Source organism: Rhizobium sp. 2MFCol3.1, from assembly GCF_000377565.1.
Taxonomy (GTDB): domain Bacteria; phylum Pseudomonadota; class Alphaproteobacteria; order Rhizobiales; family Rhizobiaceae; genus Rhizobium.
Genome location: NZ_KB898353.1, coordinates 268,026 through 294,964, shown reverse-complemented (window position 1 = coordinate 294,964; position 26,939 = coordinate 268,026). Strand labels below are relative to the sequence as shown.

The following is a 26,939-nucleotide window of genomic DNA, read 5'->3' as shown; positions in this document are numbered from 1 at the left end:
ATACAAGGATCAAGACCATGGACATGCTTGTGAAGCTCTACGAGCTGAAGCGCGACCCAGCCCTCGACGAACGCATGACATCGCAAGGGGTCACCATCCGCCGCGTGCTGGTGCCGGAACTGCCGGCGCTGACATCGTGGATCGAACCGCGCTTCGGCGCCGGCTGGGCGGCTGAGGCGACCGCCGCCACCATGCGCCAGCCGACCACCTGCTTCATCGCCATCCAGGCTGGAGAATTGATCGGCTTTGCCTGCCACGAGGCGACCGCCAAGGGATTCTTCGGCCCCACCGGCGTCGATCAGGCGGCCCGCGGAAAGGGTGTCGGCCACGCCCTGCTCCTCGAAACGCTGCTCGACATGCACGCGCAGGGCTATCCCTACGGCGTGATCGGCGGCGCCGGGCCGATGGATTTCTACCGCAAGAGCGTCGGCGCGATCCCGATCGAGGGCTCCGATCCGGGTATTTATCGCGGCATGCTCTCGCTCGCCCACCCGAGCGAAATCTCCTCATAAAGGACACGATTTCGGACGCGTCGGCGCCGTATTTCAGCCTTTGATTTCAAAAATACCCGGGCTGCCGGCGCAGCGCTGCTTCGCCGGTACAGCAGGCGTTTTGGCCTGTTTCGACGCTGTCGGCGACCGGTGCATCTGTCACAAAAATTGATTTTAAGATGGACAATTTTTGTATATCGCCCTATATACGCAGCTAAGGAGCACAGTGCTCCATCGAAAATGACAGTATCAAAGTTCGAATACGTGACCTTTTGTCATATCGGATAGATATTTTCGATATAATATATTTTTTCTCGGACGAATTTGACTTATGAGATGTCGATTTGTCTCAGCAACACAACGGATAATACATCCTGATCCAGAAGATATTCTGCAGATCGTGGACGTATGCGAATAAAGGAGAATGCCTGGCCTCTCGAGCTCGGCGCCAAGATTATATGAATGCTGCAACTGAAACAGACGCGCCGACATCATCGGCTTCGACCAAGATCAGTCTCAACAACATCTACAAAGTTTTCGGCGAACACCCGAAGAAGGCCCTGGCGCTACTACGCGCAGGCAAGTCAAAATCCGAGATCCATGCAGCAACGGGCTGCTCGATCGGCGTCAACGACGCCAGTTTCGATATTCGCGCCGGCGAGATCTTCGTCATCATGGGCCTGTCGGGCTCCGGCAAATCAACACTGTTGCGCCTCCTCAATCGGCTGATCGAACCCACGTCCGGATCGATCAAGATCGATGGCCGCGATATCACCGACATGTCGCGCAGCGAGCTGATCGCGCTTCGCCGCCGCGATATCAGCATGGTCTTCCAGTCCTTTGCGCTGCTACCCAACCGCACCGTTCTCAGCAACGCCGCCTTCGGTCTCGAGGTTGCCGGCGTTGGCGAAGCCGAGCGTCGCGAGAAGGCATTGGCCGCGCTGAAGGCGGTCGGCCTCGAGGGCTACGCCGACAGCCGCCCGGATCAACTTTCCGGCGGCATGAAGCAGCGTGTCGGCCTTGCCCGCGCGCTCGCCAGCGAACCCACCATTCTCCTCATGGATGAGGCCTTCTCGGCGCTCGACCCGCTGATCCGCACCGAAATGCAGGACGAACTCGTTCGCCTGCAGTCCGAGCACAGCCGCACCATCGTCTTTGTCAGCCACGATCTCGACGAGGCGATGCGCATCGGCGATCGCATCTGCATCATGCAGAACGGCAATGTCGTGCAGATCGGCACGCCGGACGAGATCGTCACCAAGCCGGCCAACGACTACGTCCGCTCTTTCTTCCGTAACGTCGACGTCGCGCATGTCTTCAAGGCCGGCGATGTCGCCCGCAAGTCGCAGGTCACTATCATCGAGCGCGAAGGCGTTTCGGCTGCGGCAGCACTTGAGCGGATGAAGAACTACGATCGCGAATACGCGATCATTCTCGGCCGCGACAAGACCTATCACGGCATGATCAGCCAGACATCGCTGATCGAAAAGATCAGGGCGAAGACGGCCGATCCCTATCGCGGCGCCTTCCTACCCGAGATCGAGGCCATTCCGGCCGACGAGCCGCTGTCGAACGTTCTTGGCAAGGTGGCGGCCAGCCCTTGGCCGGTTCCCGTCATCGACGGCGGCAAGCGCTATCTCGGCTCCATCAGCAAATCCGCGCTGCTCGAAACGCTCGACCGCGCCGGCTGATCACAAACACATCGGATAAATCATGAACTTCGATATCGGAAACGGCATCGACGCTGCCGTCAATTATGTGCTCGACAACTTTTCACCCGTGCTTGATTTCATCGCGGCCACGATCGGCTTCGTGACATCAGGCATCCAGAACGCCCTGCTCGCCATCCCCATGCCCGTTGGCATCGCGATCTTCGTGATCCTCTCGCTCTGGCGGGTCGGGATCGGCTTTGCGGTGTTCACCGCGCTCGGCCTGCTGCTCGTCAACCACATCGAGCTCTGGGGCCCGATGATGGAAACCTTGTCGCTGGTCATCGCCGCGACGCTGATCGCCATGCTCGTCGGCCTGCCGCTCGGCATCGCCATGGCTCGCAAGGATTCCGTCGCAGCCGTCGTGCGCCCGGTCCTCGACCTGATGCAGACCATGCCTGCCTTCGTCTACCTGATCCCAGCCGCGATGTTCTTCGGCCTCGGCGCCGTGCCCGGCGCAATCGCGACGGTGATCTTCTCGATGCCGCCGGTGGTTCGCCTGACCAATCTCGGCATTCGCCAGGTGGATGGCGAGTTCATCGAGGCGGGCAATGCCTTCGGCTGCACGGCCACCCAACTTCTGTTCAAGGTGCAGCTCCCGAACGCCCTGCCCTCGATCATGGCGGGCATCAACCAGACGATCATGCTGTCGCTGTCGATGGTCGTGATCGCCTCGATGATCGGAGCAGGCGGCATCGGCAACACGGTTCTGACAGGCATCCAGCGCCTCGACGTCGGCACCGGATTCGAGGGCGGCATCGCCGTCGTCATCCTCGCCGTCATCCTCGACCGCATCACCCAGAGTCTGGGCAAGCCGCGCGCCGCATTCTGGCAGGGCCTGTTCCGCAAAAGCGAACGCGAAGAGCTGAAGCCGGCGACGGCCTGATCTCTAGCAACTCATCATGGCGGGCAGCGCCTGCCAAATGCGAACCTTCACAAAAGGAGCACTCATGTTCAAAACACTCGCAACTCTCGGCCTTGCCGCCGCTCTCGTCAGCGGCGCGGTCACCTCGACCATGGCGCAGGACGCCAAGCCGGTGAAGATCGGCTGGGCCGCGTGGTCCGACGCCGAATTCGTCACCAAGCTCGCCGCCAAGCTGATCGAGACGAAGCTGAACCAGAAGGTCGAGCTCGTGCAGGCCGACGTCGCGCCGCTCTACCAGGGTGTCGCGCGCGGCGACCTCGACACGATGATGATGGCCTGGCTGCCGCAGACGCATGCCGACTACTATGCCAAGGTCAAGGACAAGGTCGAGACGCTCGGCACTGTCTATGACGGCGCCAAGCTCGGCTGGGTGGTTCCCGATTACATTCCCGCCGACCAGATCGGCTCGATCGAGGACCTGAAGAAGGAAGACGTGCAGAAGAAGCTCTCCGGCACCATCCAGGGCATCGATCCGGGCGCCGGCCTCACGCGTCTGTCGGAAAAGGCGGTGAAGGATTACGGGCTCGACGGCTACAAGCTGCAGATCTCCAGCGAAGCCGGCATGCTGACGACAGTCGATCGCGCCATGCGCGGCGAGAAGTGGTTCGTGGCCACCGCCTGGAGCCCGCACTGGATGTTCGGCAAGCACAAGCTTCGCTATCTCGATGACCCGAAGAAGTCGCTTGGCGAAGCAGAACATGTCGACATTCTCGCCCGTAAGGACTTCAAGTCCGACAACCCCAAGGTTGCGGCCTTCCTGTCGCGCATGAACCTGCCGATCCCCGATCTCGAAGCGGCGATGTTTGCCGCGCAGGAAACGTCCTACGACCAGGCAGTGGATAAATATATCCAGGACCATCCCGACCAGGTGAAGAGCTGGATCGGCGACGAAGGCTGATCGCATTCTCGCGCCTCGCCCGATCTCCGGCGGGGCGCGACCCTTCGACCGAACAGGAGCGATGAATGTATATCGACCGCCTGCAACCGACCGACGCCGAGGACGATACGATGGGTGGGCGCATGTCGCTCGCCCGCGACGCGGTGAAGCTCTCCATCGAAGCCGCCGCGAGAAACCTCGGCATCACGCCCGACATCTGGGCATCGTGGGAAAACGATCGCGCGGCGCCGGCCGCCGGCAATCTGGAAACGATCGCCGATACGCTTGAGGTCAGCCTCGCATGGCTGCTGCGCGGCCACGGAGCGGGACCCACATGGCCGGTTGCGAACGACAACGCGCATCGGCCGAGCTGAACGGAAAGCCGCTATGCGGCTGCCCGATCACCGCACACAGACACAAGGAAATGACAATGGATACGAAAGCGATCACCGCCGAGCTGGCACAGCATGTCCCTGTTACCTCCACGCTGGAGAACGTCATCGAGGACGTCGCACCTGCCGATATCGCAGACATGCATACGCTCTATTCCGACATGGGCTGGCTGATTGCCGAGCGGTTCTCGACGCTTGAGGACAAGCAGCGGGTGTTCGAGCTGATCGAGCTCGGCATGCGCAACGGCGACGGAAGACTGAAGGACGCCGTCTCCACCGGGCTGATCGAAGCGATGATTTCGCGCACGGGCGCTCAGCCAGCGCGATGGCGCCAGATATCTGCTGAGCTCGGCCCGTTGTCCTCCGCCTACGTCAGGCAGTAATCAGACAGACCAGTCGGCCGGCCGCGCGTTTTTCAACGCGCGGCTTTCGGTTTGGGTTTGCGTGGGGGCGCCGACCTGTCATACGAAGACCCGCAAGAAACAGACGCAGGACCCTCCCCACCATGCCAAACTCTCTCATGCCCGTTTTCGACGGCCACAACGACGTATTGCTCCGGCTCCAGCATTCGGGCATCGCGCAGCCGGCCAAGGCGTTTATCGAGGGAGAAGCGACAGGGCATATCGATCTTCCCAGGGCGCGCGCCGGCGGCCTGGCCGGCGGGCTCTGCGCCATCTACATCCCCTCGCCCAGCATGGGGAAGGACGCCAATGGCGACTTCCTGACGCCGGCGCAGCCGGAATCGCTGAACCGCACCCTGGCGATGGCCCGCATACTCTTTGACATCGAAGCGCAGAGCGCCGGCGGGCTGAAGGTCTGCCGCACGGCAGCCGATATCCGCCAGTCGATCGAAACCGGCGCCTTCGCAGCCGTGATGCATATCGAGGGCGCCGAAGCGATCGCCGCTAATCTCGATGCGCTCTATGTGCTGCACCAAAGCGGACTTCGCACGCTTGGACCAGTCTGGAGCCGGCCGAACATCTTTGCCTACGGCGTTCCGTTCCGCTTCCCGTCATCGCCCGACATTGGCCCCGGCTTGACAGACGCCGGCAAGGATCTGATCCGTGCCTGCAACGAGCTGAAGATCATGGTCGATCTCTCGCATATGAACGAGCAGGGCTTCTGGGACATCGCCAAGCTCTCGAACGCACCACTGGTCGCCTCGCATTCCAACGTCCACCAGATCAGCCCGCACAGCCGCAACCTGACCGACCGACAGCTGGACGCGATCCGCGACACGGGCGGTCTCGTCGGCATCAATTTCGGCGTGCTCTTCCTGCGTGACGACGGCACCCGCAATGCCGATACGAGCCTCGACCTGCTGGTGCGTCATGCCGCCTATATCGCCGATCGCATCGGCATCGACCACGTCGCGCTGGGCTCGGATTTCGACGGGACGACGATCCCGGCAACGATGAAGGACGCGACCGGTCTGCCTCTCTTGATCGACGCGTTCCGCGCCGGCGGCTTCGATGAGGAAGCACTGGTCAAGATCACCCACGCCAACTGGATCAGTGTGCTCGAGCGCACTTGGGGCGGCTAAGCCGCCTGCGACTGCAATCGCGGCATAAAGCAGCGGAAACCATGCCCTACTTGGACACGTGTTCCGGCTTGCCCTTGGTCTTCGTGTAGGCGAAATCCTCGAGCTGCTTTTCGGTCATGGAATCCACCATCTCGCGGGATGCGCCCTTGAGCTTGCTCTTCGGCGTTTCACCGCGCTTGGCGGATAAGGCTGCGCCGGCTGCCTTCTGTTGCGCTTTCGATTTTGCGGGCATGGTCGTCTTCTCCCTTTCGTCCTGAACTCATGGCGACAGCGAAGGTTCCTGGGAGCGTGCGCGCAGTCATTCCAACCGCGCGATAGAGTTTCTCGATCGCCGATCCTTTCCTTTTTGAAAGAGAGATTTATCTAACGCTCTGTGACTAAAAGATTTTTCAACGGAGTGGGATCCAAATGGCTGCATCTATACTGATCGGAATACTGATAACCTTCCTGGTCATCATCCTTGTCTTGTACCTCGTCGCCCGCCTGCCGATCGATGCCAGAGCCAAGCAGATCGTGCAGATCATCGTCATCATCATCGGCATCATTTCGCTTTTGAAATATCTGGCTGTTTTCTAAGGCCGGGGCTCGATCGATGGAGGGATCGCATTGAGCCTGATCCGTGGCAAAAGCGCCGAGAAGACGAAGGCCAGCTTTCCGGAGCTGTTCTTCGATCTCGTCTTCGTCTTCGCGCTCATCCAGCTGTCGCACACGCTCGTCGAGGACTTCAGCTCGACGACGCTGGCGGAATCGGTCCTGCTGATCCTGGCGATCTGGTGGCTGTGGGTCTACACGACCTGGATCACCAACCTGCTCGACACCGACAAGGAAGCGGTGCGGCTGCTGCTCTTCGCCCTCATGTTCGGCGGCATCCTACTTGCGATTGCGCTGCCGGAAGCCTTCAAGCATCAGGGCCCGGCATTCGCGGCGCTCTATTGCGCCATGCAGATCGTGCGCTCGGTCTTCATGCTCTACGCCTACAGGAGCGTCGACCGGCCCTCATACCTCACCTTCGTGCGCATCACCGTCTGGGTGATCGCCTCCAGCGCCTTCTGGATGATCGGCGGCTTCGCCAGCCTTGAAGCGCGTGTCGCCTTCTGGGCCGTCGCGCTTTTGATCGAATACGTCTCGCCTTTGGCCCGCTACTGGGTGCCCGGATTGGGAAGCTCCCCGCGCGAAACGCTGGACATATCGGGCGAGCACATGGCGGAGCGCTGCGCGCTCTTCGTCATTCTCTGTCTCGGCGAGACGATTCTAACCACCGGCAGAACCGCGGCCGAGCACATGCAGTCGAACCTCTCCGTCATGGTGTTCTGCAGCGCGTTTCTGACGACAGGCTTCATGTGGTGGATCTATTTCCATCACGGCCAGCAGAAGGCCGCCGACAAGGCGGAGACGACCTCGGCGCCCGAGACCGTGGCCCACGGTCTTTTCACCTATGGGCACCTGCCGATCGTCGCCGGCATCATCCTCACCGCCGTCGGCGAGGATTTCAGCCTGTCGCATCCCGAAGAGCATAGCAGCCTGAAGACCACGCTCGCCATTCTCGGCGGACCGGGCCTGTTCCTGATTGGAAATATCTGGCTGAAATTGACGGCGGCGCGCAAGCTGCCGCTCTCCCACATCGCCGGGCTCGTCATCCTGCTGGCGACCGCCGTTCTTCTGCCGGTGCAGCAGAATTTCACGATCCAGATGGTGAGCACCGTCACGCTGCTGCTCGTCGCGCTGTGGGAATATCTGGCATTGCGTAAGGCGAACGCGACCACCGCCTGAGCCGCATGGCTCACTCATTCGCGAGCTACATCCGGATCGCCGAGATGGTGACCCGGATGCGACCAATCTACAAATCAGCCAGCAGTACCGATCTTGTCCTGCGTCTTCGTGTCGAAGTCGCTGGCGTCGTGACGCTCCCATAGCTGGCTCGACGGTTCACCGGAGAGACGGTTGACCATGCGCCCGCGCTGGACCGGCTTGCGCTCGCCGATCTGATCAGCCCAACGCTGGATATTCTTGTATTCCTGAACCTGCAAAAATTCCGCCGCTTCGTAGATCCAGCCCTTCACCAGCCCGCCATACCAGGGCCACACGGCCATATCTGCGATGGTGTATTCGGCACCGCCGAGATACTCGCTCTCGGCAAGCCGGCGATCCAGAACGTCGAGCTGACGCTTGGCCTCCATGGCGAAGCGGTCGATCGCATATTCGATCTTGGTCGGCGCGTAGGCATAGAAGTGGCCGAAACCGCCGCCGAGATAGGGTGCGCTGCCCATCTGCCAGAACAGCCAGGAGAAGCACTCGGCGCGCGCCGCCGGCTCCGTCGGCAGGAAGGCCTGAAATTTTTCGGCGAGATAGGTGAGGATCGAGCCGGACTCGAAGACGCGGATCGGCTTGGCACCGCTGCGATCGACCAGCGCCGGGATCTTGGAGTTCGGATTGGCCTCGACGAAGCCGCTGCCGAACTGATCGCCATCCCCGATCCTGATCAGCCAGGCATCATATTCCGCACCGCTGTGGCCGGCGGCGAGAAGCTCCTCGAGCATGATCGTAACCTTCACGCCATTCGGCGTGCCGAGCGAGTAAAGCTGCAAGGGATGGCGCCCGACCGGCAGTTCCTTCTCATGCGTCGCGCCGGCGATCGGCCGGTTGATGTTGGCGAAACGCCCGCCGCTGTCCTTGTTCCAGGTCCAGATCTTTGGCGGCGTATACTCAGTCGAATTGGCCATGCTTTGTCTCCAGTGGTGGCGTCTTCATGCGATACGCAACCGGTCTCGATTGCGCTGAATGCGGATAGGTTAGTGTCAGATCTTTCGCCCGACCTCGGCGATCATTTCGAAGGATTGCAGGCGCGCGTGGTGGTCATAGACGTCGGACACGATCATCAGTTCGTCGGCACCGGTCTCCTCGATCAGCTTCTCCAGGCCGGCGCGAACCGTCTCGGGCGAGCCGATGATTGAGCGGGCGAGCATCTGCTGGGCCTGCACTTTTTCCATCGGCGACCAATAGGTCTCGATATCGTCGATCGGCGGTTGGCTCAGGCCGCGCGTGCCGCGAAACATGTTGGTGAAGGACATCTGCTGTGTCGTCGCAAGCCGGCGCGCCTCGGCATCGGTTTCGGCTGCGATCACGTTGACGCCGACCATGGCGTAGGGCTGCGACTGCTGCTCCGATGGCTTGAAACGGGTGCGATAGATCTGCAGCGCCTGAATAAGAAGCTCGGGCGCAAAGTGGGAGGCGAAGGCATAGGGCAGGCCGAGTTCGCCCGCGAGCATGGCGCCGAAATTGCTGGAGCCGAGAATCCAGAGCGGCACTTCGGTGCCTGCGGCCGGAACCGCCTGTATCCGCTGGTTCGGGCCGGCGGGCGCGAGAAATGCCTGCAGTTCGAGCACATCCTGCGGGAATTGATCGGCGGACTCGGGCGAGCGACGCAGCGCGCGAAGCGTCATCTGGTCGGTTCCCGGCGCGCGGCCGAGACCGAGATCGATGCGATCGGGAAACAGGCGCGCCAGCGTGCCGAATTGTTCGGCGATGACATAGGGAGAGTGGTTCGGCAGCATGATGCCACCGGCGCCGACGCGGATCGTCTTCGTCCCCGCCGCGAGATGGGCAAGCACGACGGCTGTCGCCGCACTCGCGATCCCGATCATGTTGTGGTGTTCGGCCACCCAGATGCGCTGGTAGCCCCACTCTTCCGCATGCGCGGCCAGATCGCGCGCGTTGTCGAGGGCGCCACGGGCGTCCGTCTCCTCCGTCACGCGAACAAGTTCGAGGATGGAAAGAGCGGCCATGGCAATACCTTTGTAATCAACAAGTGGAGACAACCGCTGAAGACGGCTGCCCTAATCAAAAGGTATATGGAGTCCGCGACGCGCCCGAACAATGGTTTGGACGTCTGCTTTTTTGAGATCGGCCATTGCCCGGCCGATAAGCCCCACCTAGGCGACTGTCTTGCGGTTCCAACGCCCGCTCATCTTCGCGGCACTGCCGCCGAATGTCAGGCCGAGCATGATCGCCGCCCTATAGAGACGGATGAGGACGACCACGACGAAGGCGAGCGCTCTGGAGCGCAGACCCGTGATGCGATCCGAGCGGATAATGGAGAGAAGGCCGGCGGCCGGCGAGAGCGCCACGGCGAGCGTGCGCGCCACCCAGCGCAGTCGCCAGGCGGACTTGGCCTGGATGCGCACGAAATCATGCGCGGTGTGCCGATCCCATTTCTGCGCGAGTTCGGCGAAGGTCTTGCGGGCGGGGTGATAGACGATCATGCCCGGGCAATAATGCGTGCGATAGCCCTGGCGCAGCGCCCGCTGTCCCCAGTCGCGGTCCTCGGCGACCTCGATGCCGCCAAAGCGGCCGACGGCCGAGAAGACCTCGGCGCGCATGGCCAGATTGCCGGTTCCGGTAAAGCCCTGCTTGGCGATGTATTCCTTCATTCGATAGGCGAACACGCTCTCATAGGCTTCGAGCATCGTCAGATGGTCGGCGTCCTCATAGGCGATGCGCACGTCGCCGCCGAGGATCGAGCGCTCGGGATCGGCCGAGAACTGCCGCTCGATTTCGGCAAGCCAGCCCTTGCCCGCGAGGCAATCGGCATCGATGAAAGCCAGTATCTCGCCGCTGGCATGCGCCACACCACGGTTGCGTGCCGGCCCCGGCCCCGGAATGGGTTCCGAGAGCAGCGTGACGGACGCGAATGCGGAGCAGGTCTCGACCGGCAACACCTTCGAGCCATTGTCGACCACGATGATCTCGACCGCCTGCGTCACACCGGTTTGCCCGGCCAGCGACGCAAGGCAGGCGCTGAGCGCCTGCGGCTGGTCAAGATGCGGGATAATGACGCTGATCATTGACGTCCAATCTGCGGTCGAACAGGGTTCGGTAAGCGTCGAGATAGCGGTGCGCCTCGGCCGTCCAGCGGAAGCTGCGCTCGGCAACGGCGCGGCCGAGCACACCCATCTCCGCGCGCCGCTCCGGATCATCCACGAGCGAGACGATGCCCTCGGCAAGCGCGCGCGGCGAATGCTCGGCGACAATCATCGCCGCATTGCCCGCGTCGTTCGTGGCTTGGCGCAGATTGAACTGCACGATCGGCAGGCCGAGCATCATGTATTCGAAGACCTTGTTCATCGACAGCTTGTCGTTGAAGTCGTTCGGCGGGTCGGGGATGATCCCGACATTGAGCGCCGAGAGATGCGCGAGCAGCGACGGTCCGCTGAGATACCCGGTGAAGCGCAGCCGGTCGCCCAGCTGTCTTTCGGCGGCGAGCGCCTTCAGCCGGCCGAATTCCGGTCCGTCGCCGATGATCAGGCAATTGATGTCGTCGCGCTTCTGCACGTGAACGATGTCGTGCATGGCCTCGACCAGCGTATCCACGCCATCCTGCGCGCCCATGATGCCGATATAGCCGATCAGGTGCTTGCCGGGAACGACGAGCGACTGCTCCGCCTCCGTCAGCCTGAAGCGCGAGGCCTCGGGATAGCTTTTGACCACGACCACCTTGTCGGGAGACATGCCACCCCGCGCCACCGCTATGTCGCGGAAGGTCTCGTTGGTGGCGATACTCACATCGGCGACGCGGAAGGTCTGGCGCTCGAAGAACTGCACCAGCCGATAGAAGAAGTCCTTGCGGCCGAACTTGCTGACATAGAGCTCGGGGCTCAGATCATGATGGTCGAACACGAAGTAGGTGCCGAACAGGATCTTGTGCACCAGCGCCACGAGAAACATCAGGTCCGGCGGATTGCACGCCTGGATGGCATCGATGCGCTGGCGGCGGCGAACGCGGAACGACAGATAGAGCTGGTTGATCAGCGCCGTGGCGTATTCGCGGAAATAACCGGCCGCCGTGTCGGCCTCGCGCAGCGGATGGCGGTAGATATGAATGTCGTTGATCACCTCATAGGCCTCGTTGTGGCCCTTGCCCATCGGGCAGATGACGGAGACCTCATAACCCGCGTCGTTGAGCGCCTGCGCTTCCTGCCAGACGCGACGATCGAACGGAACCGGAAGGTTCTCGACCAAGATTAGAACGTGTTGATTCATAGAACTGGTGGCCTCCCATACGCGTCTGGTGAACACGCTGAGCCACGACCATACGGTCTCGCCACCGTAACTCTCTAGTTAGCTAACAGGATAAGCGATAGACCTTTTGTGTAACTACCACTCAATCTTAAGAGCGGCTATAAACACTTCAGTAATACTTGCATCAATGCTTTCAAGCATAGTGTCTCGAGTGGTTGCAAAGGAAGTGGCGGGCTGTGTCAAACACTGTTTTGAAAGCGACGGACGGGAACGTCGTGATATGCCCGATCACCGCAGGCGACATCGCCTCGGTCGCGGATTTCCTGCACGCGGAACTGAACAGCCGCCTCTCGCCCGCTCTATGGGCCTCCGCGATCCGTCCCTCATGGCAGACCACGGCACCGAACCACGGCTTCATGCTGACGTGTGACGGCCGCGTGGTCGGCGCGCAGGTCGCCTTCTATTCGGAACGCCACGTCGGCGATCTCATGGAAAATGTCTGCAATCTCTCCGCCTGGTGCGTCAACGAGAGCTATCGTTCGCACGGCCTGAGACTGCTCCGGGCTATACTTGGCCAGCAGGGCTATACTTTCACCGATCTATCGCCGAGCGGCAACGTCGTCCCCCTGAACCGGCGCCTGAACTTCAGCGACCTGGATACCGCCGCCGCACTGATCGTCAACTGGCCGATGCCACGCCTCGGGACCGGCATCCGCATCATCTCCGACCGGAAGGCGATCGAGGCCAGCCTCGACGGACGCGACCTGGAGATCTACCGCGACCACGCCAATGCGCCCGCCGCCCACCACATCGTGGTGACGCGCGGCCGGCAGCGCTGCTATGTGATCTTCCGCCGGGACCGGCGCAAGCGCCTGCCGTTGTTCGCGTCGATCCTCTATGTCGGCGATCCCACGCTGTTCCAGGACGCCGCGCAGCAGGTCTACGGCTACCTGCTGACCCACTTCGGCATCCCGATGACGCTGTTGGAAAACAGGCTCGGCATTACCCGCCCGCGCTTGTCGATCGCGCTTCGCTCGCCGCGGCCAAAGATGTTTCGAAGCAGCCGGTTGGGGGCCGATCAGGTCGATTATCTCTATAGCGAACTCACGTGCGTGCCTTGGTAGTAGGGGAGCAGGTACACATGCAATCGGCAATCAAGATCAACCTGTCCCACCTCGTCCTTCAGGCCGCGCAGAAGCACGCAGACCTGCCCGCGCTCACATACAAGAGCGAAACGTTGAGCTACGCCGAGCTTTGGAGACGGGTCTGCGGGTTTGCTTCGGCGCTTCGCGAGCTCGGCGTGCAGCGAAGCGACCGTGTGGCCGTGCTGCTCGAAAAGCGGATGGAGACGGTGGTCTCGATCTTCGGCACGACGGCGGCCGGCTGCGTTACCGTTCCCGTCAATCCGCTGCTGCGGCCACCGCAGGTCGCCTATATTCTCGCAGACTGCAACGTCCGCGTCCTCGTGACATCGCACGATCGACTGCTGCAGCTGCAGGAACATATAGCCGATCATCCCGCACTTGAGCATATCGTGCTCGTCGATCAGGTCTCGGGCGATATTCAGGGGCTCGACATCAGAAAGGTCGGCCTGCATGGCTGGGCGCCGTCGTTTTCGCAGGAGCAGGAAACCGCGCCACCGATCGTCGCCGTCGATTACGACATGGCGGCCATTCTCTATACATCGGGAAGCACGGGAAAGCCGAAAGGCGTCGTTCTCAGCCATCGCAACATGATCGTCGGCGCCGAAAGCGTCAGCCACTATCTGAAGAACGGTCCTCACGACACCATCCTCTCGGTGCTGCCGCTGAGCTTCGACGCCGGCCTGAGCCAGCTGACGACCGCGTTCAATTCCGGCGCGCATGTCGTCTTGATGAACTATCTGCTACCCGGCGACGTCATCCGCCTCTGCGAAAAGCACAAGGTGACGGGTATCACCGGCGTGCCACCCTTTTGGATCCAGGTGGCAGCGCTCGATTGGCCGGCCGAAACAGCCGCGCGGCTGCGCTACTTCGCCAACACCGGCGGCCGCATGCCGAAGGCGACGCTCGATCGGCTGCGCAACCTGTTTCCCCAGGCCCTGCCCTATCTGATGTATGGCCTGACCGAAGCGTTCCGCTCGACCTATCTCGACCCGTCCGAGATCGACCGCCGGCCGGATTCGATCGGCAAGGCGATCCCCAACGCCGAAATCCTCGTGGTCCGTCCCGACGGTTCGCGTTGCGATCCGGGCGAACATGGCGAACTCGTCCATCGCGGCCCGCTGGTCTCGATGGGCTATTGGAACGACCCCGCCCGCACCGCCGAGCGCTTTCGGCCGGTGCCGGGCAGCGAGGCCAGCTGGCGCGCGCCGGAGCTCGCCGTCTTCTCGGGCGACACCGTCGTAGCCGACGAGGAGGGTTTCCTGTTCTTCGTCGGCCGGCGCGATGAGATGATCAAGACGTCAGGCTACCGCGTCAGCCCCACTGAAATCGAGGAAGTGGCCTATGCCACCGGCCTCACCAAGGACGCGGTCGCGCTTGGCGTCGAGGACGGCGCGCTCGGTCAGCGAATCGTGCTGGTCGCGAGCCCCATCGCCAGTTCGCTCGATGTAAGCGCCCTGTTGACCGCATTCCGCCGGACCCTGCCGCAATACATGGTTCCGTCGCAGGTGGTCGAAATGAGCGCCATTCCAACCAATCCAAACGGCAAGTTCGATCGGGTTCTATTAAGGGAGCAATTAGGTTCGTGAGTTCGCACCCTTCCATTTCCATGTTCGAGCCGGTCGGAAACTGTATGGCGGTGGGCGGCATCCCGTTGGATCGCCTGGCCGAGCGTGTCGGATCGACGCCGTTCTTCGCCTATGACCGAGGCCTGATCACCTCGCGCATCGGCTATCTCCGCTCCATTCTGCCCGCTGACGTCAAGCTCAGCTACGCGGTGAAGGCCAACCCGATGGCGGCCGTCGTCCAGCATCTCGCCGGCCTCGTCGACGCATTCGACGTCGCGTCGGCATACGAGATGAAGACGGCGCTCGACACGCCGGTGCATGCAAACAACGTCAGCTTCGCAGGTCCGGGAAAGACGAGTGCAGAGCTGACGCAGGCCGTTGCCGCCGGCGTGACGATCGAGATGGAATCGGCCAACGAGGCCGCCCGGGTCGCAGACATCGGCCACAGGCTCGGCATCCGTCCGCGCGTGGCGCTACGCGTCAATCCGGATTTCCAGGTCAAGGGCTCCGGAATGCGCATGGGCGGCGGGCCGCAACAGTTCGGCATCGATGTCGAGCAGGTTCCCGATCTCCTTCAAACGCTCCGTGTCGCCGATCTCGATCTCCTTGGCTTCCACGTCTTCGCCGGCTCGCAGAACCTGCACGCCGACATCCTCTGCGAAGCGCTGACGCGAAACGTGGCGCTGCTGATGCGGCTTGCGGATCAATCGCCATGGCCGGTTCGCTATCTGAACCTCGGCGGGGGCTTCGGTATTCCCTATTCCGAGAAGGATCAACCGCTCGATCTGGTGCCTGTCGGCGCCAAGCTGAAGGAGTTGATCGAGGGCGAAATCCGTCCGCAACTTCCCGATGCACGCGTAACGATCGAGCTCGGGCGATATATCGTCGGCGAGTCCGGCGTCTACGTCACGCGCGTGGTCGACCGAAAGGTCTCGCGTGGGCGCGCCTATCTGGTGGTCGATGGCGGCATGCATCATCAGCTGGCTGCATCGGGCAATCTCGGCCAGGTCATCCGCCGCAACTATCCTGTCGTCATTGGCAACCGGATGCAGGAGGGCGAGCGCGAGGCAGTCTCCGTCGTCGGCTGCCTGTGCACACCGCTCGATCTGCTCGCCGACAACGTGATGCTGCCGCCGGCCGAGATCGGCGACCTCGTCGTCATCTTCCAGGCCGGCGCCTACGGCCTGACTGCCAGCCCGACGGCGTTCCTCGGGCATCCGATGCCGGTGGAAATTCTCGTCTGATTTGATTTCAACCGGCCTATAGCCGGCAACATTAAGAGGGGTATCATGAATTCGTCTACCTTCGAGGCCGTCAAGGACGTCATCATCGAAACGCTCGGGATCGAAGACCGGGACCGGATCGAGACCGCTGCTACGCCGCTGCTCGGCAACATTCCGGAGCTCGATTCCTTCGCGGTGCTGAGCCTGGCGGCCGCACTCGAAGCGCGCTTCGGCTTTCAGATCGACGACAGCGACTTCACCGGCGAGGTGTTCGAAACCGTGGGGTCGCTGGCGCAATTCGTCGATCGCAGCCTCGTGGATCGCAAACAGCTTCACTAGCAACCGTGGCTTGGTGGCCAATCAACGGTGGGGGATAAAGTGGCAGTCATGGAACGAGATCGTCCGATCACGCGCGATACGGAAGCAGCCTCGCCGGCGCTCTCCGTCATCATCGTCACCTATAACAGCGCGGAAGCGCTGCCGCCGCTGCTCGATTCGATCCCGGCGGGTCTCGCCGGCATCGATCGCTTCGAGGTCCTGATCGTCGACAACGAATCCAAGGACGGGTCGGCGGAACTGGCCGAGACCCATCCGGTCTCGCCGACCGTGATCCGCATGGGCTACAATGCGGGCTATGCGGCCGCAATCAACGCGGCAGCAGCACGGGCGCATCCGGGATCGCACCTGCTCATCCTCAATCCGGACCTGCGCCTCTATCCCGACGCGGCGCGGCCGCTGGTGGAGCGCGCCGAGAAGACTTCGACCGGCGTCGTCGTTCCGTTGAATTACACCGAAGAGGGACGGGTCGATCCGACGCTTCGGCGCGAACCGTCGATCATGACGGCCTGGGCCGATGCGCTGCTCGGAGGTACGCTTGCGATGCGCGTTGGTCTCGGAGAAGTCATCGGCGGCGCGGCGCGCTACGGCCGCAGCGGCACCGTGGAATGGGCGACGGGATCAGCGCTGCTGGTATCCGCACGGGTGCGGGACTTGATCGGCGCGTGGGACGAATCCTTCTTTCTCTACAGCGAGGAAGTCGATTATCTTCGGCGCGTCCGCGAGGCCGGCTTCGAGGTGGTGTTCGAACCGCGCTCGCAGGTCATGCATGAAAGCGGCGGCAGCGGCCGCAATGCGCGTCTCTTCGCGCTGATGACCGCCAATCGCATCCGCTACTACGGCCGCCACCACAATGCTCTGCAGACATCGATCTTCAGGCTGGGCATCGCGCTCGGGCAGGCGATCCGCTGCTGGCGGGGGGCGGCGCACCGGGCGGCGCTATCGAGCGCGCTGTTGCCGCTGAAGTCTCCGACCGAATTCATGGCGATCCGCCGGGGCTGAAAATGGCAAGGACGGCGCTTCGGATCATAAACTTTCACGGCATCGGCGAGCCCGCGCGGACGCTGGGACCGGGCGAAGCTCCCTATTGGCTGAGCGTCGCGCGGTTCAACGACATGCTCGACCGTATCGCCGATCACCCCGAGCGCGATGCCTTGGCTATCACTTTCGACGACAGCAACACCTCCGACCTCACGATCGCAGCACCTGCGCTCACCAAGCGTGGCCTCACAGCACAGTTCTTCGTCCTGACTGGCCGGATCGGCGAGCCGGGATCGCTTGGCAAGGCCGATATCAAGGCGATGATCGACATGGGCATGCCCATCGGCAGCCACGGCATCGCCCACCGTGACTGGTCGAGCCTTGCCCCTGCCCAACTGGACGAGGAGCTGAAGACGTCGAGGATCGTGCTGGAAGATGTTTGCGGTTTCGAGATCAAAGACGCGTCCATCCCCTTCGGCCGATATAACGCCGCCGTTTTGTCGCGGCTGCGGAACGCGGGATACAGATGCGCATATTCAAGCGACAAGGGGAGTGCCGATCCCGCTGCATTCCTGCAGGCCCGAACTTCGGTTCGATCCGATACGACGGATGATGCGCTGAACGACGCCCTGTCAGGAGATATGCCCGCCATGAGCCGGCTGCGGAGAGCGGCTCGCATGCAGCTGAAGCAGTGGGTCTGACCCTCTAACCCGTAGCGTCGTCCTGCCGCCGGCAATCAGGATTGGGCTGATGCCCGAACCGCGGCGTCCCCGCCGATCACGCCGTTGAGGTTGGCGGCGCCCTCGGCCCGCACGCGCGGCAAGCTCGCCGGATACTCCCGCTGCACGAAGTCGATGATCTTCTCGCGCATTTCGCAGCGCAGGTCGAAGGTCTTCGGTGCATTGGAGGCCGAGACGAGGATGCGGATTTCCATGACGTTTTCGCGGAAATCCGTGACCTGTACGGCGACCACCCGCTTGTCCCAAAGCTTGGAGGCGGCGGCTATTTGCTCGACCTTGGCCCGGATCACCGTAACGGGCACCGAGTAATCGAGATAGATCATCACAGTGCCGATCAGCGCCGAGCTCTCCCGCGTCCAGTTCTGGAACGGGTTCTCGATGAAATAGCTGAGCGGCAGGATCAGCCGTCGCCAATCCCAGAGCTTGACCACGACATAAGTCGACGTGATCTCCTCCACATTGCCCCACTCGCCCTCGACGATCAGCGCATCATCGATGCGGATCGGCTGGGTGATCGCAAGCTGGATACCGGCGAAGACGTTCTTCAGTACCGGCTGCAAGGCGAGGCCGAGCACGATGCCGGCAACGCCGGCCGAGGCGAGCAAGCTCACGCCATATTGCTGCACCGCCGGAAAGGTCATCAGCCCCGCCGCTATCGTGATGGCAACGATCATGAAGGCGGCGATGCGCTCGCCGATGCGCGATTGGGTGACATGGGTGCGCGCCAGCAGATTGTCTTCCGCGTCGAGCTTGAAGCGACGCAGATAGACCGTCATCCAGATGTGCAGCGTGGTCTTGGTGATCCAGCCGACGACAGCAATGAAGCCCAGAAGCAGGATGTGGCGGATGAACTCCGCCTGTGGCGTCGTCAGCGGCGCGATCGTGGCGCCGAGCGAAAGGGTCATCGTCAGAATGCTGAGCCTAAGCGGCCTGCGACCGCGCGACACCAGCGATCGCCAGAACAGATCCCGCGTTTCGACCACGCGGCTCAAGAAGCGAAAAGCGAGGCGATGGATCATCAGGCCTACGGCCAATGCGACGGCAAGGACACCGATGCTGACCAGCCAAGCGGGCAACCATGCGGTTGCTTCCTGAAAGTCGAGAATGAAGCGTTCCATACGACATCAGCTAGAGTGCAATGCAGCATGGGAAAGGTCAGGCGGCGAAAATCAGGCTTTTCGTGACCGGTCGTGCTTGCGGGAGACGGCGTGGTCCGAGCGGACGAGCCCCGGTCTCAATGCGAGGTCAGAGCCAGCGAAACCGCGCCCTGCCGCGTCGATCGATGCGGTGAAGCGCGATCGGCGTGGATCGGCCGCTGATCGTATCAAGCAGGCGGATGCTCTGCTTTCCGGCCACGAGCGCGAGAAATCGCGGGCATCCGCGGATCGTTCCGCCGTTGTCGTTCTCGGTAAAGATGCAGGGCACGGAGAGAGCCGTCCCATACACGTTCATTCGTCCACTCTTTGGCATGCGCAAATCCTATCGCTTTGCGTCGCCGTGTAGTGGAGCCGTGATTCCTTCATATGACAATTGCGTGATAATTTTGGACATGTGTGAAATTGCCGGCGCCGCGCATTTTCGCGGTCGCTGATAGTGCCCGCGCGAAGGCGCAGGACGACACCAGCTGCGGGCAAGGCCCACGACGTAACCTTCTTCCCGGCAGCGGGTACGACCCCTGTTTGGGGATAGACCACCTGCAATTTCAGGTTCAGACAAGCCACACAACCTACCTTCGGCTCTTAGCTGCGCGGGCTTGGGTGACCGATTCTTCATTCAGACCTTGGGCCGGAAGCCGCCTGCCGTTCGCTATCGGGGTTTCGACCTGGCTTTTTATTGACGCCATTTGAACATTTGGGATTGATGAGCATGACGACCGTTGCATCCACGCTGACGATAACGCAGATCAGATCCCTGTCGTCCGCGGCAGTCGCAGCTTGGACAACCGACGACATCGCGTCGCTGTCCACGGCCCAGGTCAAGGCGCTATCGTCCTCTCAGATCGCGGCGCTCGACGTCGAGGACGTCGAGGCGATGAACTCGCAGCAGCTCAGCGCGATCGCCAAGACCTCCATCGTCGGCTTCACCTTCGATCAGCTTCATGCGCTCAACAAATATGCCATCGAGAGCCTGACATCCGTCCAGGTCTCGGCGCTTACCACCTCGCAGCTGAGCGCCTTGACGACCGAGCAGTCGGAAGCGCTGACCCCGAACCAGATCAAGGCGCTGTCCACCGCCCAGCTCGCGGCACTCAGCCCCGAGGACATCGCGACCTTCTCGACCGCCGATATCGCCGCCATCACCAAGGCCATCCAGGGTCTCGGTACGGCGGCACTCGCGGCCCTGTCTCCGGATCAGATCGCGGCCTTGAACACAAGCGCCGTCGCGTCGATGACGAGCAGCCAGATCGGCGCATTGAGCGCAGACCAGGTCGAAGCGTTTACGCCGGCGCAGATGGCGGCGATGACTTCGGCGCAACTGGCGGCACTCGGGCCTGATGATATCGCGATGCTGTCGCTCGAAGACATTGCCGCGATCAACACCAAGGCCATGAAGGGCCTGAACCTGTCCGCCCTGTCACCCGACCAGATCGCGGCGATGACGACGGCCCAGGCGAGCACACTGACGACGGCGCAGCTCGCCTCGCTTGATATCGGCCAGATCGAAGCGCTCTCGCCGGCCCATATCGCCACGCTCAGCTCCAGCGCGCTGGCGAGCCTGACAACAGCACAGATCGAAGCACTCAGCCCCGAACAGGTCGAAGCCTTCACGCCGCAGCAGGTCAAGGCGCTCACCTCCGACCAGCTTGCCGTTCTCAACCAGGATGGCATCGCAGCCTTCTCGGCTGCCGATATGGCGGCGATCAGCAGCAAGGCGATCGCGGGGCTCAGCGCCGGCGCAATCGCGGCGCTGTCGACCGGGCAGATCGCCGCCCTCGGCACCGGCTCGATCGCGAGCCTGACGACCGGGCAGCTCGAGGCCCTGAACGACGACCAATTCCGGGCACTCTCCCTGGTCCAGGTGAAGGCGCTGAGCTCCGGGCAGCTGGCAGCGCTCGACGCCGCCGATATCGAAGCCTTCTCGACCGCCGCCATCGCCGCGATTTCCAGCCGCGCCATGTCGGGCCTGAGCACGGATGCGATCGGCGCGCTGTCATCGGCCCAGATCGCCGCCATGTCGACGAGCCTGATCGCCAATCTCACCGGCAGCCAGCTCGAAGCCTTGAGCGCCGACCAGATCGCGTCGTTCTCGACCAGCCAGATCACCTCGCTGGGCGCGCAGATCGCGGGCTTCAGTGCCGGGCAGCTGGAAGGTCTCTCGACCGGCAAAATTGCCGCGCTCAGCACCGCCGCGATCGCAAGCCTGACGACCGACCAGATCGACGCGCTGAGCGTGGAGCAGGCCGAGGCCCTGACGCCCGCGCAGGTCAAGGCGCTGAGCGCAGCGCAGATCGCGGCCTTCGGTGCCGACGATATCGCAGCCTTCTCGACAGCCGATATCGCTGCGATCACCAGCAAGGGCTTCACCGGGCTCAGCATGGATTCGCTCTCGACCGCGCAGATCGCGGCACTGTCCACCGCCCAGATCGCGAACCTCGGAACGGACCAGCTGGCCGCGCTCACCACCGACCAGACCGAAGCGCTGTCGCCGGCACAGGTGAAGGCCCTAAGTTCGGTTCAGCTCGCCGTGTTCGACGCCGAGCACATCGCCACCTTTTCCACCGACGATATCGCGGCCATCACCAGCAAGGCCATCAACGGTCTGACCACCGATATCATCTCGACCTTCTCGACCGCCCAGATCGCGGCCCTGAACTCGACGGCGATCCCGCGGCTCACGAGTACCCAGATCGCGGCGCTCAGCACCGATCAGGTCGAAGCATTGACGCCGGTACAGGTCGCCTCGCTGACATCCGTTCAGCTCGCCGCGATCGATGCCGATCACATGGCGACCTTCTCGACGGCCGATATCGCGGCGATCACCAGCAAGGCGATCCCCGGTCTCAGCACCGATATCATCGCCACCTTCTCCACCAGCCAGATCGCCTCGCTGACGACGGCGCAGGTGAGCGCGCTTAAGACCTCGCAGCTTGCGGTTTTGAGCACCAGCCAGGTCGAGGCGTTCACGCCGTCGCAGGTCATGTGGCTGAGCTCGCTGCAGCTCTCCGCGCTCGGCGAAGACGGCATCGCGACCTTCTCGACGGCCGATATCGCAGCGCTCTCAAGCAAGGCGATCCCCGGCCTCAACATGGCGAGCCTGTCCTCGGGCCAGATCGGCGCGCTGACGACCGCTCAGGTCAATGCGCTGAAGACGCTGCAGGTCGCCGGCCTGGGAACGAACCAGGTCGCGGCGCTGACGACCGCTCAGATCGCCGCCTTGAGCACGACCTCGATCGCCAGCCTGACGACAGATCAACTCGACGCCCTTGGCTCGGCGCAGGTCGAGGCTCTGTCTCCGCTGCAGGTGATGTCGCTGACCTCGCTGCAGCTTGGCGTGCTCGACGCCGGCGATATCGCGACTTTCTCGACCGCCGATATCGCCGCGATCACCAACAAGGCCCTGCCGGGCCTCAGCACGGATGTGCTCGCAACGCTCTCCACCACCCAGATCGCGGCCATGAGCACAAGCGCGGTCGCAAGCCTGACAAGCGATCAGATCGCCGCTCTCAGCACCGCGCAGGTCGAAGCCCTGTCGCCGGCGCAGGTGAAGGTTTTGAGCTCCGCGCAGATGGCGGCCCTCGGCGCCGATGACATCGCGACCTTCTCCACCGCCGATATCGCGGCGATCACCAACAAGGCCATCTCGGGCCTCAGCGGCGACGCTATCGAAGGACTGACGAACGAGCAGATCGCCGCGCTCAACACCAGCGCGATCGCCAGCCTCACCAGCCTGCAGATCGGCGCGATGAGCACATCGCAGATCGAAACGCTGTCGCCCGTTCAGGTGGCAGCGCTGACATCGGTCCAGTTCTCCGCGCTCTCAGCCGAGGATATCGCGACCTTCTCAACCGCCGATATCGCGGCAATCACAAACAAGGGCCTGCCCGGCCTCGGCACCGATGCGGTCGCGGGCCTGACCACCGCCCAGATCGCGTTGCTGAGCACGAGTGCTTTGGCCAGCCTCACGAGTGGCCAGGTCGCGGCTCTCGGAACGGACCAGATCGCCAAGCTTTCGACGGCACAGGTTAAGGCGCTGACATCGGCGCAGGTCGCAGCGCTCGGCGACCATGTCAGCGTTCTCTCCACCGACCAGATCGCCGTCCTGACGCCATCAGGCATCACGGGCCTGACATCCGACCAGATCGATGCGCTGAGCAGCGCGCAGCTTGGCGCGCTCAGCACCAGCCAGATCGCGGCGATGACCACCAAGCAGGTGGCGGGGCTCAGCACCGGCGACATGGCCGGATTGACCACGCAGCAGCTGGCCGCCATGAGCTCAGCCGGCGTTTCCGGCCTCTCGACCAGCCAGGTCGCGGCCCTTAGCAACACACAGATCCTGGCGCTCTCGACCAAGCAAATGGCGGCGCTCAGCTCCTCTCAGGTCGGCGCACTGCGCACCGACGACATCGCGTCACTCTCCACCGCGCAGATCGCCGCTCTCTCTGTTGGCGGCATTGCCGGGTTGAACTCGCAGCAGCTGGCGGCACTTTCGACCGCGCAGGCGGAAGCGCTCACCAGCAACCAGGTCGGCACGCTGAATTCCAGCCAGCTCTCGGTCCTCGGACCGGATGATGTCGTGACCTTCTCCACCAAGGATATCGCCGCGATCACGTCAAGCGCGCTGGGCGGCATGTCGACGGACACGATCCGGGCTCTGACGACAGCGCAGATCGCCGCGCTGAGCAAGAATGCGATTGCAGGCCTCACCACCCAGCAGCTTGCCGCACTCAGCACAGCCCAGGCGGAAGCGCTGACCAGCAGCCAGATCAGCGGCCTGAGCTCCTCGCAGCTCGCCGCCCTCACCGCCGATGACATCGCGACCTTCTCGACCAAGGATATGGCCGCCATCGGCTCCGGCGCCATCACTGGCCTCTCGACTGGCACGATCGCGGCGCTCTCGGCGAGCCAGATCGCGGCGCTGAACACGGCGGCGATCACGGGGATGACGACCGGCCAGATCTCGGCGCTACGCACCGATCAGGTCGAGGCGTTGACGTCGGCGCAGATCGGAGCGCTGAGCTCGAAGCAGACGGCGGCTCTCAGCACCGACGATATCGCCATTCTGTCGGCGAAGAACATCGCGGCGATCAACTCCGGCGCCATCGCCGGCCTGTCGGCAGCCGCACTCGCGACGCTGACGACAAGCCAGATCGCAGCACTCAGCACCGCTGGCATCGCCGGCCTGACCGTTGATCTCATCAACGCGCTCAGCAGCGACCAGATCGGAGCGCTGACCACGAGCCAGATCGCAGCCTTGAGCTCGCGGCAAATCGGAGCGCTTGGCACCGACGACCTTGCATCGCTGACGACCGCGCAGGTCGCGGCATTGAGCACGGCGGGCATACCCGGCCTCAGCAGCGATCAGATCGCGGCATTGAGCACCGACCAGACCGAGGCATTGACCAGCCTGCAGGTCGGCGCCTTGAACTCCAGGCAGATTGCCGCCCTGGGCACGGACGACCTCTCACACTTCTCCACCGCCGATATCGCCGCCATCGGCTCGGGCGCTATCCTTGGCCTTTCGACCGCCGCGATCAGCGCGCTGTCGACGGCGCAGATCGTCGCCATGAGCTCGGCCGGCATCTCGGGCTTGTCCAGCGGCCAGATGGCCGCGCTCGGATCCAACCAGGTGGAGGTGCTGACAACAGCGCAGATCGGCGCATTGAGCTCCAAACAGGTCGCTGCACTTGCCACCGACCGTATCGCGGCGCTTTCGATCGACCAGATCGCCGCCTTCGGCACGGCGGGGATCGCGGGCCTGACCAGCGATCAGATTAGCGCGCTCAGCGTGCGCCAGGTCGAGGCGTTCACCAGCGTTCAGGTAGGCGCGCTGAACTCGAAGCAGATCGCCGCGCTCGGAACGGATGATCTCGACAGTTTCAGTACCGCCGACATGGCCGCGATCACCTCCAGCGCAATAGCAGGTATTTCGACATCAGCGCTGGCCTCGCTCTCGGGCGACCAGATCTCGGCCCTAAGCCCCACCGGCATTGCCGGCCTCACCAGCGACCAGATCGGCGCGCTGCGCACCAATCAGGTGGAAGCCCTGACGACCGCCCAGGTCGGCGCACTCACCTCCAAGCAGATCGCGGCGCTGAACACAGCCGACATCGGCGCGTTTTCGCCGGAACAGATCGCGGCGCTGAGCACCGCGGGCATAGCCGGGCTCTCGACCGGCCAGCTGGTTGCGCTGCACAGCGACCAGATGGAGGCGCTGACCAGCATCCAGATCGGCGCGCTCTCCTCACGACAGGTCGCCGTTCTGACGTCTGGTAATCTCGACAGCTTCACCACCGCCGAAATCGCCGCGATCAGCTCGTCGGCCATCTCCGGCCTGTCGACCGCAGCCCTTGCCTCGCTCTCACCAAGCCAGATCGCGGCGCTGAGCACCGCAGGCATCGCCGGCCTCAGCACGGACCAGATCGCCGCACTCAGCGTCGACCAGGCAGAAGCGCTGACCAGCCTGCAGGTGGGCGCGCTGAGCTCCAAGCAGATCGCGGCACTCGGCACCGATGATCTCGACAGCTTCTCGACGGCCGATATCGCCGCGATCAGCTCTGCCGCCATCTCCGGATTGTCGCCGACGACGATCGCCTCGCTGTCGGCCGAGCAGATCGGCGCGCTGAGCACGGCGGGTATTGCCGGGCTCTCGACCGCCCAGATCGCGGCTCTGAGCACAAGCCAGGTCGAAATGCTGTCCACCGGCCAGATCGGTGCACTGGGTTCGGCCCAGGTCGCGGCACTCAGCACCGGCGACATCGCCGTGCTTTCGGTCGAGCAGGTGGCAGCGCTGAGCGCGAAGGGGATTGCCGGCCTCGGCAGCGCCCAGGCCGGCGCGCTCAACATCGACCAGATGGAGAAGCTCTCGACAAGCCAGATCGCGGCGCTCAGTTCGGACGCACTGAAGGGGCTGACCTCGTCCAGCCTGGACGCACTGACGCCCGCCAAGCTCGCGGCGATCAGCTCCGGTGCCATGAAAGGGCTGTCGACGGGCTTCATCGCGTCGCTGTCGACCGAGGAGATCGCGGCTCTCGGCAGTTCCGGGATCTCCGGCCTGACCAGCGACCAGATCCATGCGCTGAGCACGGATCAGTTCAGCACCTTCACCACCGACCAGATCGCGGCGCTGAGCTCGACCGGACTTGCCGGCTTGACGACCGACCAGCTGCAGACGCTGTCGACCGAGGAGTTCGCGGCCATCACGCCGGCCTCGATCAAGGGGCTGACGACGGCGCTGTTTTCGACCCTGCCGTCGAACGACATCGCAGCGCTGACCACGGGCCAGGTGGCGGCGCTCAGCTATAGCCAGGTCGTGGCCATGAGCTCGGCGCAGATCGGTATGCTCTCGACCATCCAGATCGGCGCGCTCAATGTGGTTCAGGCCGCGGCCCTCGGCCCGGATGATCTGGCGGGCTTCTCGCCCGAGAGCATCATCGCACTCAGCTCCAGCGCGGTTTCGGGTTTGAGCACGAGAGCGCTCGGCGCGCTCACGGTGAGCCAGGCCGAAGCCTTCACGCCGGCTCAGATCAACGCGATGACCTCTGCCCAGGTGCAGGCGCTGACCAACGGCCCACTGGCAAGCGCGAGCACCGCCGCCGCGACAACGACGACAGCCACCACCACGCCATCGACGGCGACAGCTTCGGCCGCAGCCACACCCGACACGAGCGAATCGTCTCAGGTTGCCTCGGTGATCATGTCCTATCTGGGATAAGCAGCTGATTGCGGGCGCGGCAGCGCCCGCTTCAAGTTTCAGGGAAAAGCCTGAAAACGGCATTGATCGACAGGCCATTTTATGGAGCATGTGGCGGAGACGTTCGTATTCAGTTGACCGCAAGGA

Annotated in this window: 23 protein-coding genes; 16 read left to right on the top strand and 7 right to left on the bottom strand. The window is 63.1% G+C overall.

The window, feature by feature from the left end:
- The first annotated feature begins 17 nt into the window (after nt 1–17).
- The 7 genes from D460_RS0101310 (at nt 18) to D460_RS0101280 (ending at nt 5,937) form a co-directional block, all read left to right on the top strand.
- Nucleotides 18–512, top strand: coding sequence for a GNAT family N-acetyltransferase (locus D460_RS0101310; protein ID WP_018896682.1), 495 nt, complete (start codon nt 18–20; stop codon nt 510–512).
- A gap of 437 nt (nt 513–949) precedes the next feature.
- A complete protein-coding gene (proV, locus tag D460_RS0101305; RefSeq protein WP_018896681.1) occupies nt 950–2,182 on the top strand; it encodes a glycine betaine/L-proline ABC transporter ATP-binding protein ProV in 1,233 nt (410 codons plus the stop codon).
- A 22-nt stretch (nt 2,183–2,204) separates the two neighbouring features.
- The gene (locus D460_RS0101300) at nt 2,205–3,086 is read left to right on the top strand and encodes a proline/glycine betaine ABC transporter permease (protein ID WP_018896680.1); all 882 of its coding nucleotides are present in this window, start codon (nt 2,205–2,207) and stop codon (nt 3,084–3,086) included.
- A gap of 64 nt (nt 3,087–3,150) precedes the next feature.
- Nucleotides 3,151–4,023 carry a glycine betaine ABC transporter substrate-binding protein gene (locus tag D460_RS0101295; RefSeq protein WP_018896679.1) on the top strand — a complete coding sequence of 291 codons (873 nt, stop codon included), beginning with the start codon at nt 3,151–3,153 and terminating at the stop codon, nt 4,021–4,023.
- A gap of 65 nt (nt 4,024–4,088) precedes the next feature.
- Complete coding sequence (locus tag D460_RS0101290) at nt 4,089–4,376, top strand: helix-turn-helix transcriptional regulator (protein ID WP_018896678.1); 288 nt, start codon at nt 4,089–4,091, stop codon at nt 4,374–4,376.
- Between the two features lie 56 nt (nt 4,377–4,432).
- A complete protein-coding gene (locus tag D460_RS0101285; RefSeq protein WP_018896677.1) occupies nt 4,433–4,777 on the top strand; it encodes a hypothetical protein in 345 nt (114 codons plus the stop codon).
- A 122-nt stretch (nt 4,778–4,899) separates the two neighbouring features.
- Nucleotides 4,900–5,937 (top strand): dipeptidase, encoded by a 1,038-nt coding sequence (locus D460_RS0101280; RefSeq protein ID WP_037110664.1) that lies wholly within the window; start codon nt 4,900–4,902, stop codon nt 5,935–5,937.
- Between the two features lie 46 nt (nt 5,938–5,983).
- Here the strand turns inward: D460_RS0101280 and D460_RS0101275 are convergent, their stop codons facing one another.
- Nucleotides 5,984–6,169, bottom strand: a complete 186-nt coding sequence (locus tag D460_RS0101275) for a DUF3008 family protein (RefSeq protein WP_018896675.1) — start codon at nt 6,167–6,169, stop codon at nt 5,984–5,986.
- A 176-nt stretch (nt 6,170–6,345) separates the two neighbouring features.
- Here D460_RS0101275 and D460_RS35795 point away from each other — a divergent pair, with 176 nt between their 5' ends.
- Both D460_RS35795 and D460_RS0101265 read left to right on the top strand, forming a co-directional pair.
- Nucleotides 6,346–6,513 (top strand): Thivi_2564 family membrane protein, encoded by a 168-nt coding sequence (locus tag D460_RS35795; RefSeq protein ID WP_018896674.1) that lies wholly within the window; start codon nt 6,346–6,348, stop codon nt 6,511–6,513.
- 30 nt (nt 6,514–6,543) lie between these two features.
- The gene (locus tag D460_RS0101265) at nt 6,544–7,707 is read left to right on the top strand and encodes a low temperature requirement protein A (RefSeq protein ID WP_018896673.1); all 1,164 of its coding nucleotides are present in this window, start codon (nt 6,544–6,546) and stop codon (nt 7,705–7,707) included.
- Nucleotides 7,708–7,781: 74 nt separating this feature from the next.
- On the opposite strand, the gene yghU is transcribed toward D460_RS0101265, so the two are convergent.
- From yghU to D460_RS32395, 4 genes are all read right to left on the bottom strand, one after another.
- A complete protein-coding gene (gene yghU / locus D460_RS0101260) occupies nt 7,782–8,657 on the bottom strand; it encodes a glutathione-dependent disulfide-bond oxidoreductase (protein ID WP_018896672.1) in 876 nt (291 codons plus the stop codon).
- Between the two features lie 75 nt (nt 8,658–8,732).
- Nucleotides 8,733–9,719, bottom strand: a complete 987-nt coding sequence (locus D460_RS0101255; protein ID WP_018896671.1) for an LLM class flavin-dependent oxidoreductase — start codon at nt 9,717–9,719, stop codon at nt 8,733–8,735.
- Between the two features lie 147 nt (nt 9,720–9,866).
- Entirely contained in the window at nt 9,867–10,778 is a 912-nt protein-coding gene (locus D460_RS0101250) for a glycosyltransferase (protein WP_018896670.1), read from the bottom strand.
- Nucleotides 10,750–11,973, bottom strand: coding sequence for a glycosyltransferase family 4 protein (locus D460_RS32395; protein ID WP_081619832.1), 1,224 nt, complete (start codon nt 11,971–11,973; stop codon nt 10,750–10,752). The genes D460_RS0101250 and D460_RS32395 overlap by 29 nt, the downstream gene beginning before the upstream one ends.
- Before the next feature lie 215 nt (nt 11,974–12,188).
- Between D460_RS32395 and D460_RS32390 the strand changes: the two genes are divergently transcribed.
- Genes D460_RS32390 through D460_RS0101215 form a run of 6 tightly spaced genes read left to right on the top strand, consistent with a single transcriptional unit; the run spans nt 12,189 to nt 17,903 of the window.
- The gene (locus D460_RS32390; RefSeq protein ID WP_196809308.1) at nt 12,189–13,076 is read left to right on the top strand and encodes a hypothetical protein; all 888 of its coding nucleotides are present in this window, start codon (nt 12,189–12,191) and stop codon (nt 13,074–13,076) included.
- Nucleotides 13,077–13,093: 17 nt separating this feature from the next.
- Entirely contained in the window at nt 13,094–14,683 is a 1,590-nt protein-coding gene (locus D460_RS0101235) for an acyl-CoA ligase (AMP-forming), exosortase A system-associated (RefSeq protein WP_018896667.1), read from the top strand.
- The gene (locus tag D460_RS0101230) at nt 14,680–15,906 is read left to right on the top strand and encodes a pyridoxal-dependent decarboxylase, exosortase A system-associated (protein ID WP_026282668.1); all 1,227 of its coding nucleotides are present in this window, start codon (nt 14,680–14,682) and stop codon (nt 15,904–15,906) included. Before D460_RS0101235 ends, D460_RS0101230 begins: the two co-directional genes overlap by 4 nt.
- 45 nt (nt 15,907–15,951) lie before the next feature.
- The gene (locus D460_RS0101225) at nt 15,952–16,224 is read left to right on the top strand and encodes an acyl carrier protein (protein WP_018896665.1); all 273 of its coding nucleotides are present in this window, start codon (nt 15,952–15,954) and stop codon (nt 16,222–16,224) included.
- Between the two features lie 48 nt (nt 16,225–16,272).
- Nucleotides 16,273–17,223, top strand: coding sequence for a glycosyltransferase family 2 protein (locus tag D460_RS0101220; protein ID WP_018896664.1), 951 nt, complete (start codon nt 16,273–16,275; stop codon nt 17,221–17,223).
- A gap of 2 nt (nt 17,224–17,225) precedes the next feature.
- On the top strand, nt 17,226–17,903 hold the full coding sequence (locus D460_RS0101215) for a polysaccharide deacetylase family protein (protein ID WP_018896663.1): 678 nt from the start codon (nt 17,226–17,228) through the stop codon (nt 17,901–17,903).
- Nucleotides 17,904–17,938: 35 nt separating this feature from the next.
- Here D460_RS0101215 and D460_RS32385 read toward each other — a convergent pair whose 3' ends face one another.
- Both D460_RS32385 and D460_RS0101205 read right to left on the bottom strand, forming a co-directional pair.
- A complete protein-coding gene (locus tag D460_RS32385) occupies nt 17,939–19,060 on the bottom strand; it encodes a mechanosensitive ion channel domain-containing protein (RefSeq protein WP_018896662.1) in 1,122 nt (373 codons plus the stop codon).
- Nucleotides 19,061–19,187: 127 nt separating this feature from the next.
- The gene (locus D460_RS0101205; RefSeq protein WP_018896661.1) at nt 19,188–19,394 is read right to left on the bottom strand and encodes a hypothetical protein; all 207 of its coding nucleotides are present in this window, start codon (nt 19,392–19,394) and stop codon (nt 19,188–19,190) included.
- A gap of 414 nt (nt 19,395–19,808) precedes the next feature.
- On the opposite strand from D460_RS0101205, the gene D460_RS0101200 reads away from it, so the two are divergent.
- On the top strand, nt 19,809–26,813 hold the full coding sequence (locus D460_RS0101200) for a hypothetical protein (protein WP_037110737.1): 7,005 nt from the start codon (nt 19,809–19,811) through the stop codon (nt 26,811–26,813).
- Nucleotides 26,814–26,939 lie beyond the last annotated feature (126 nt).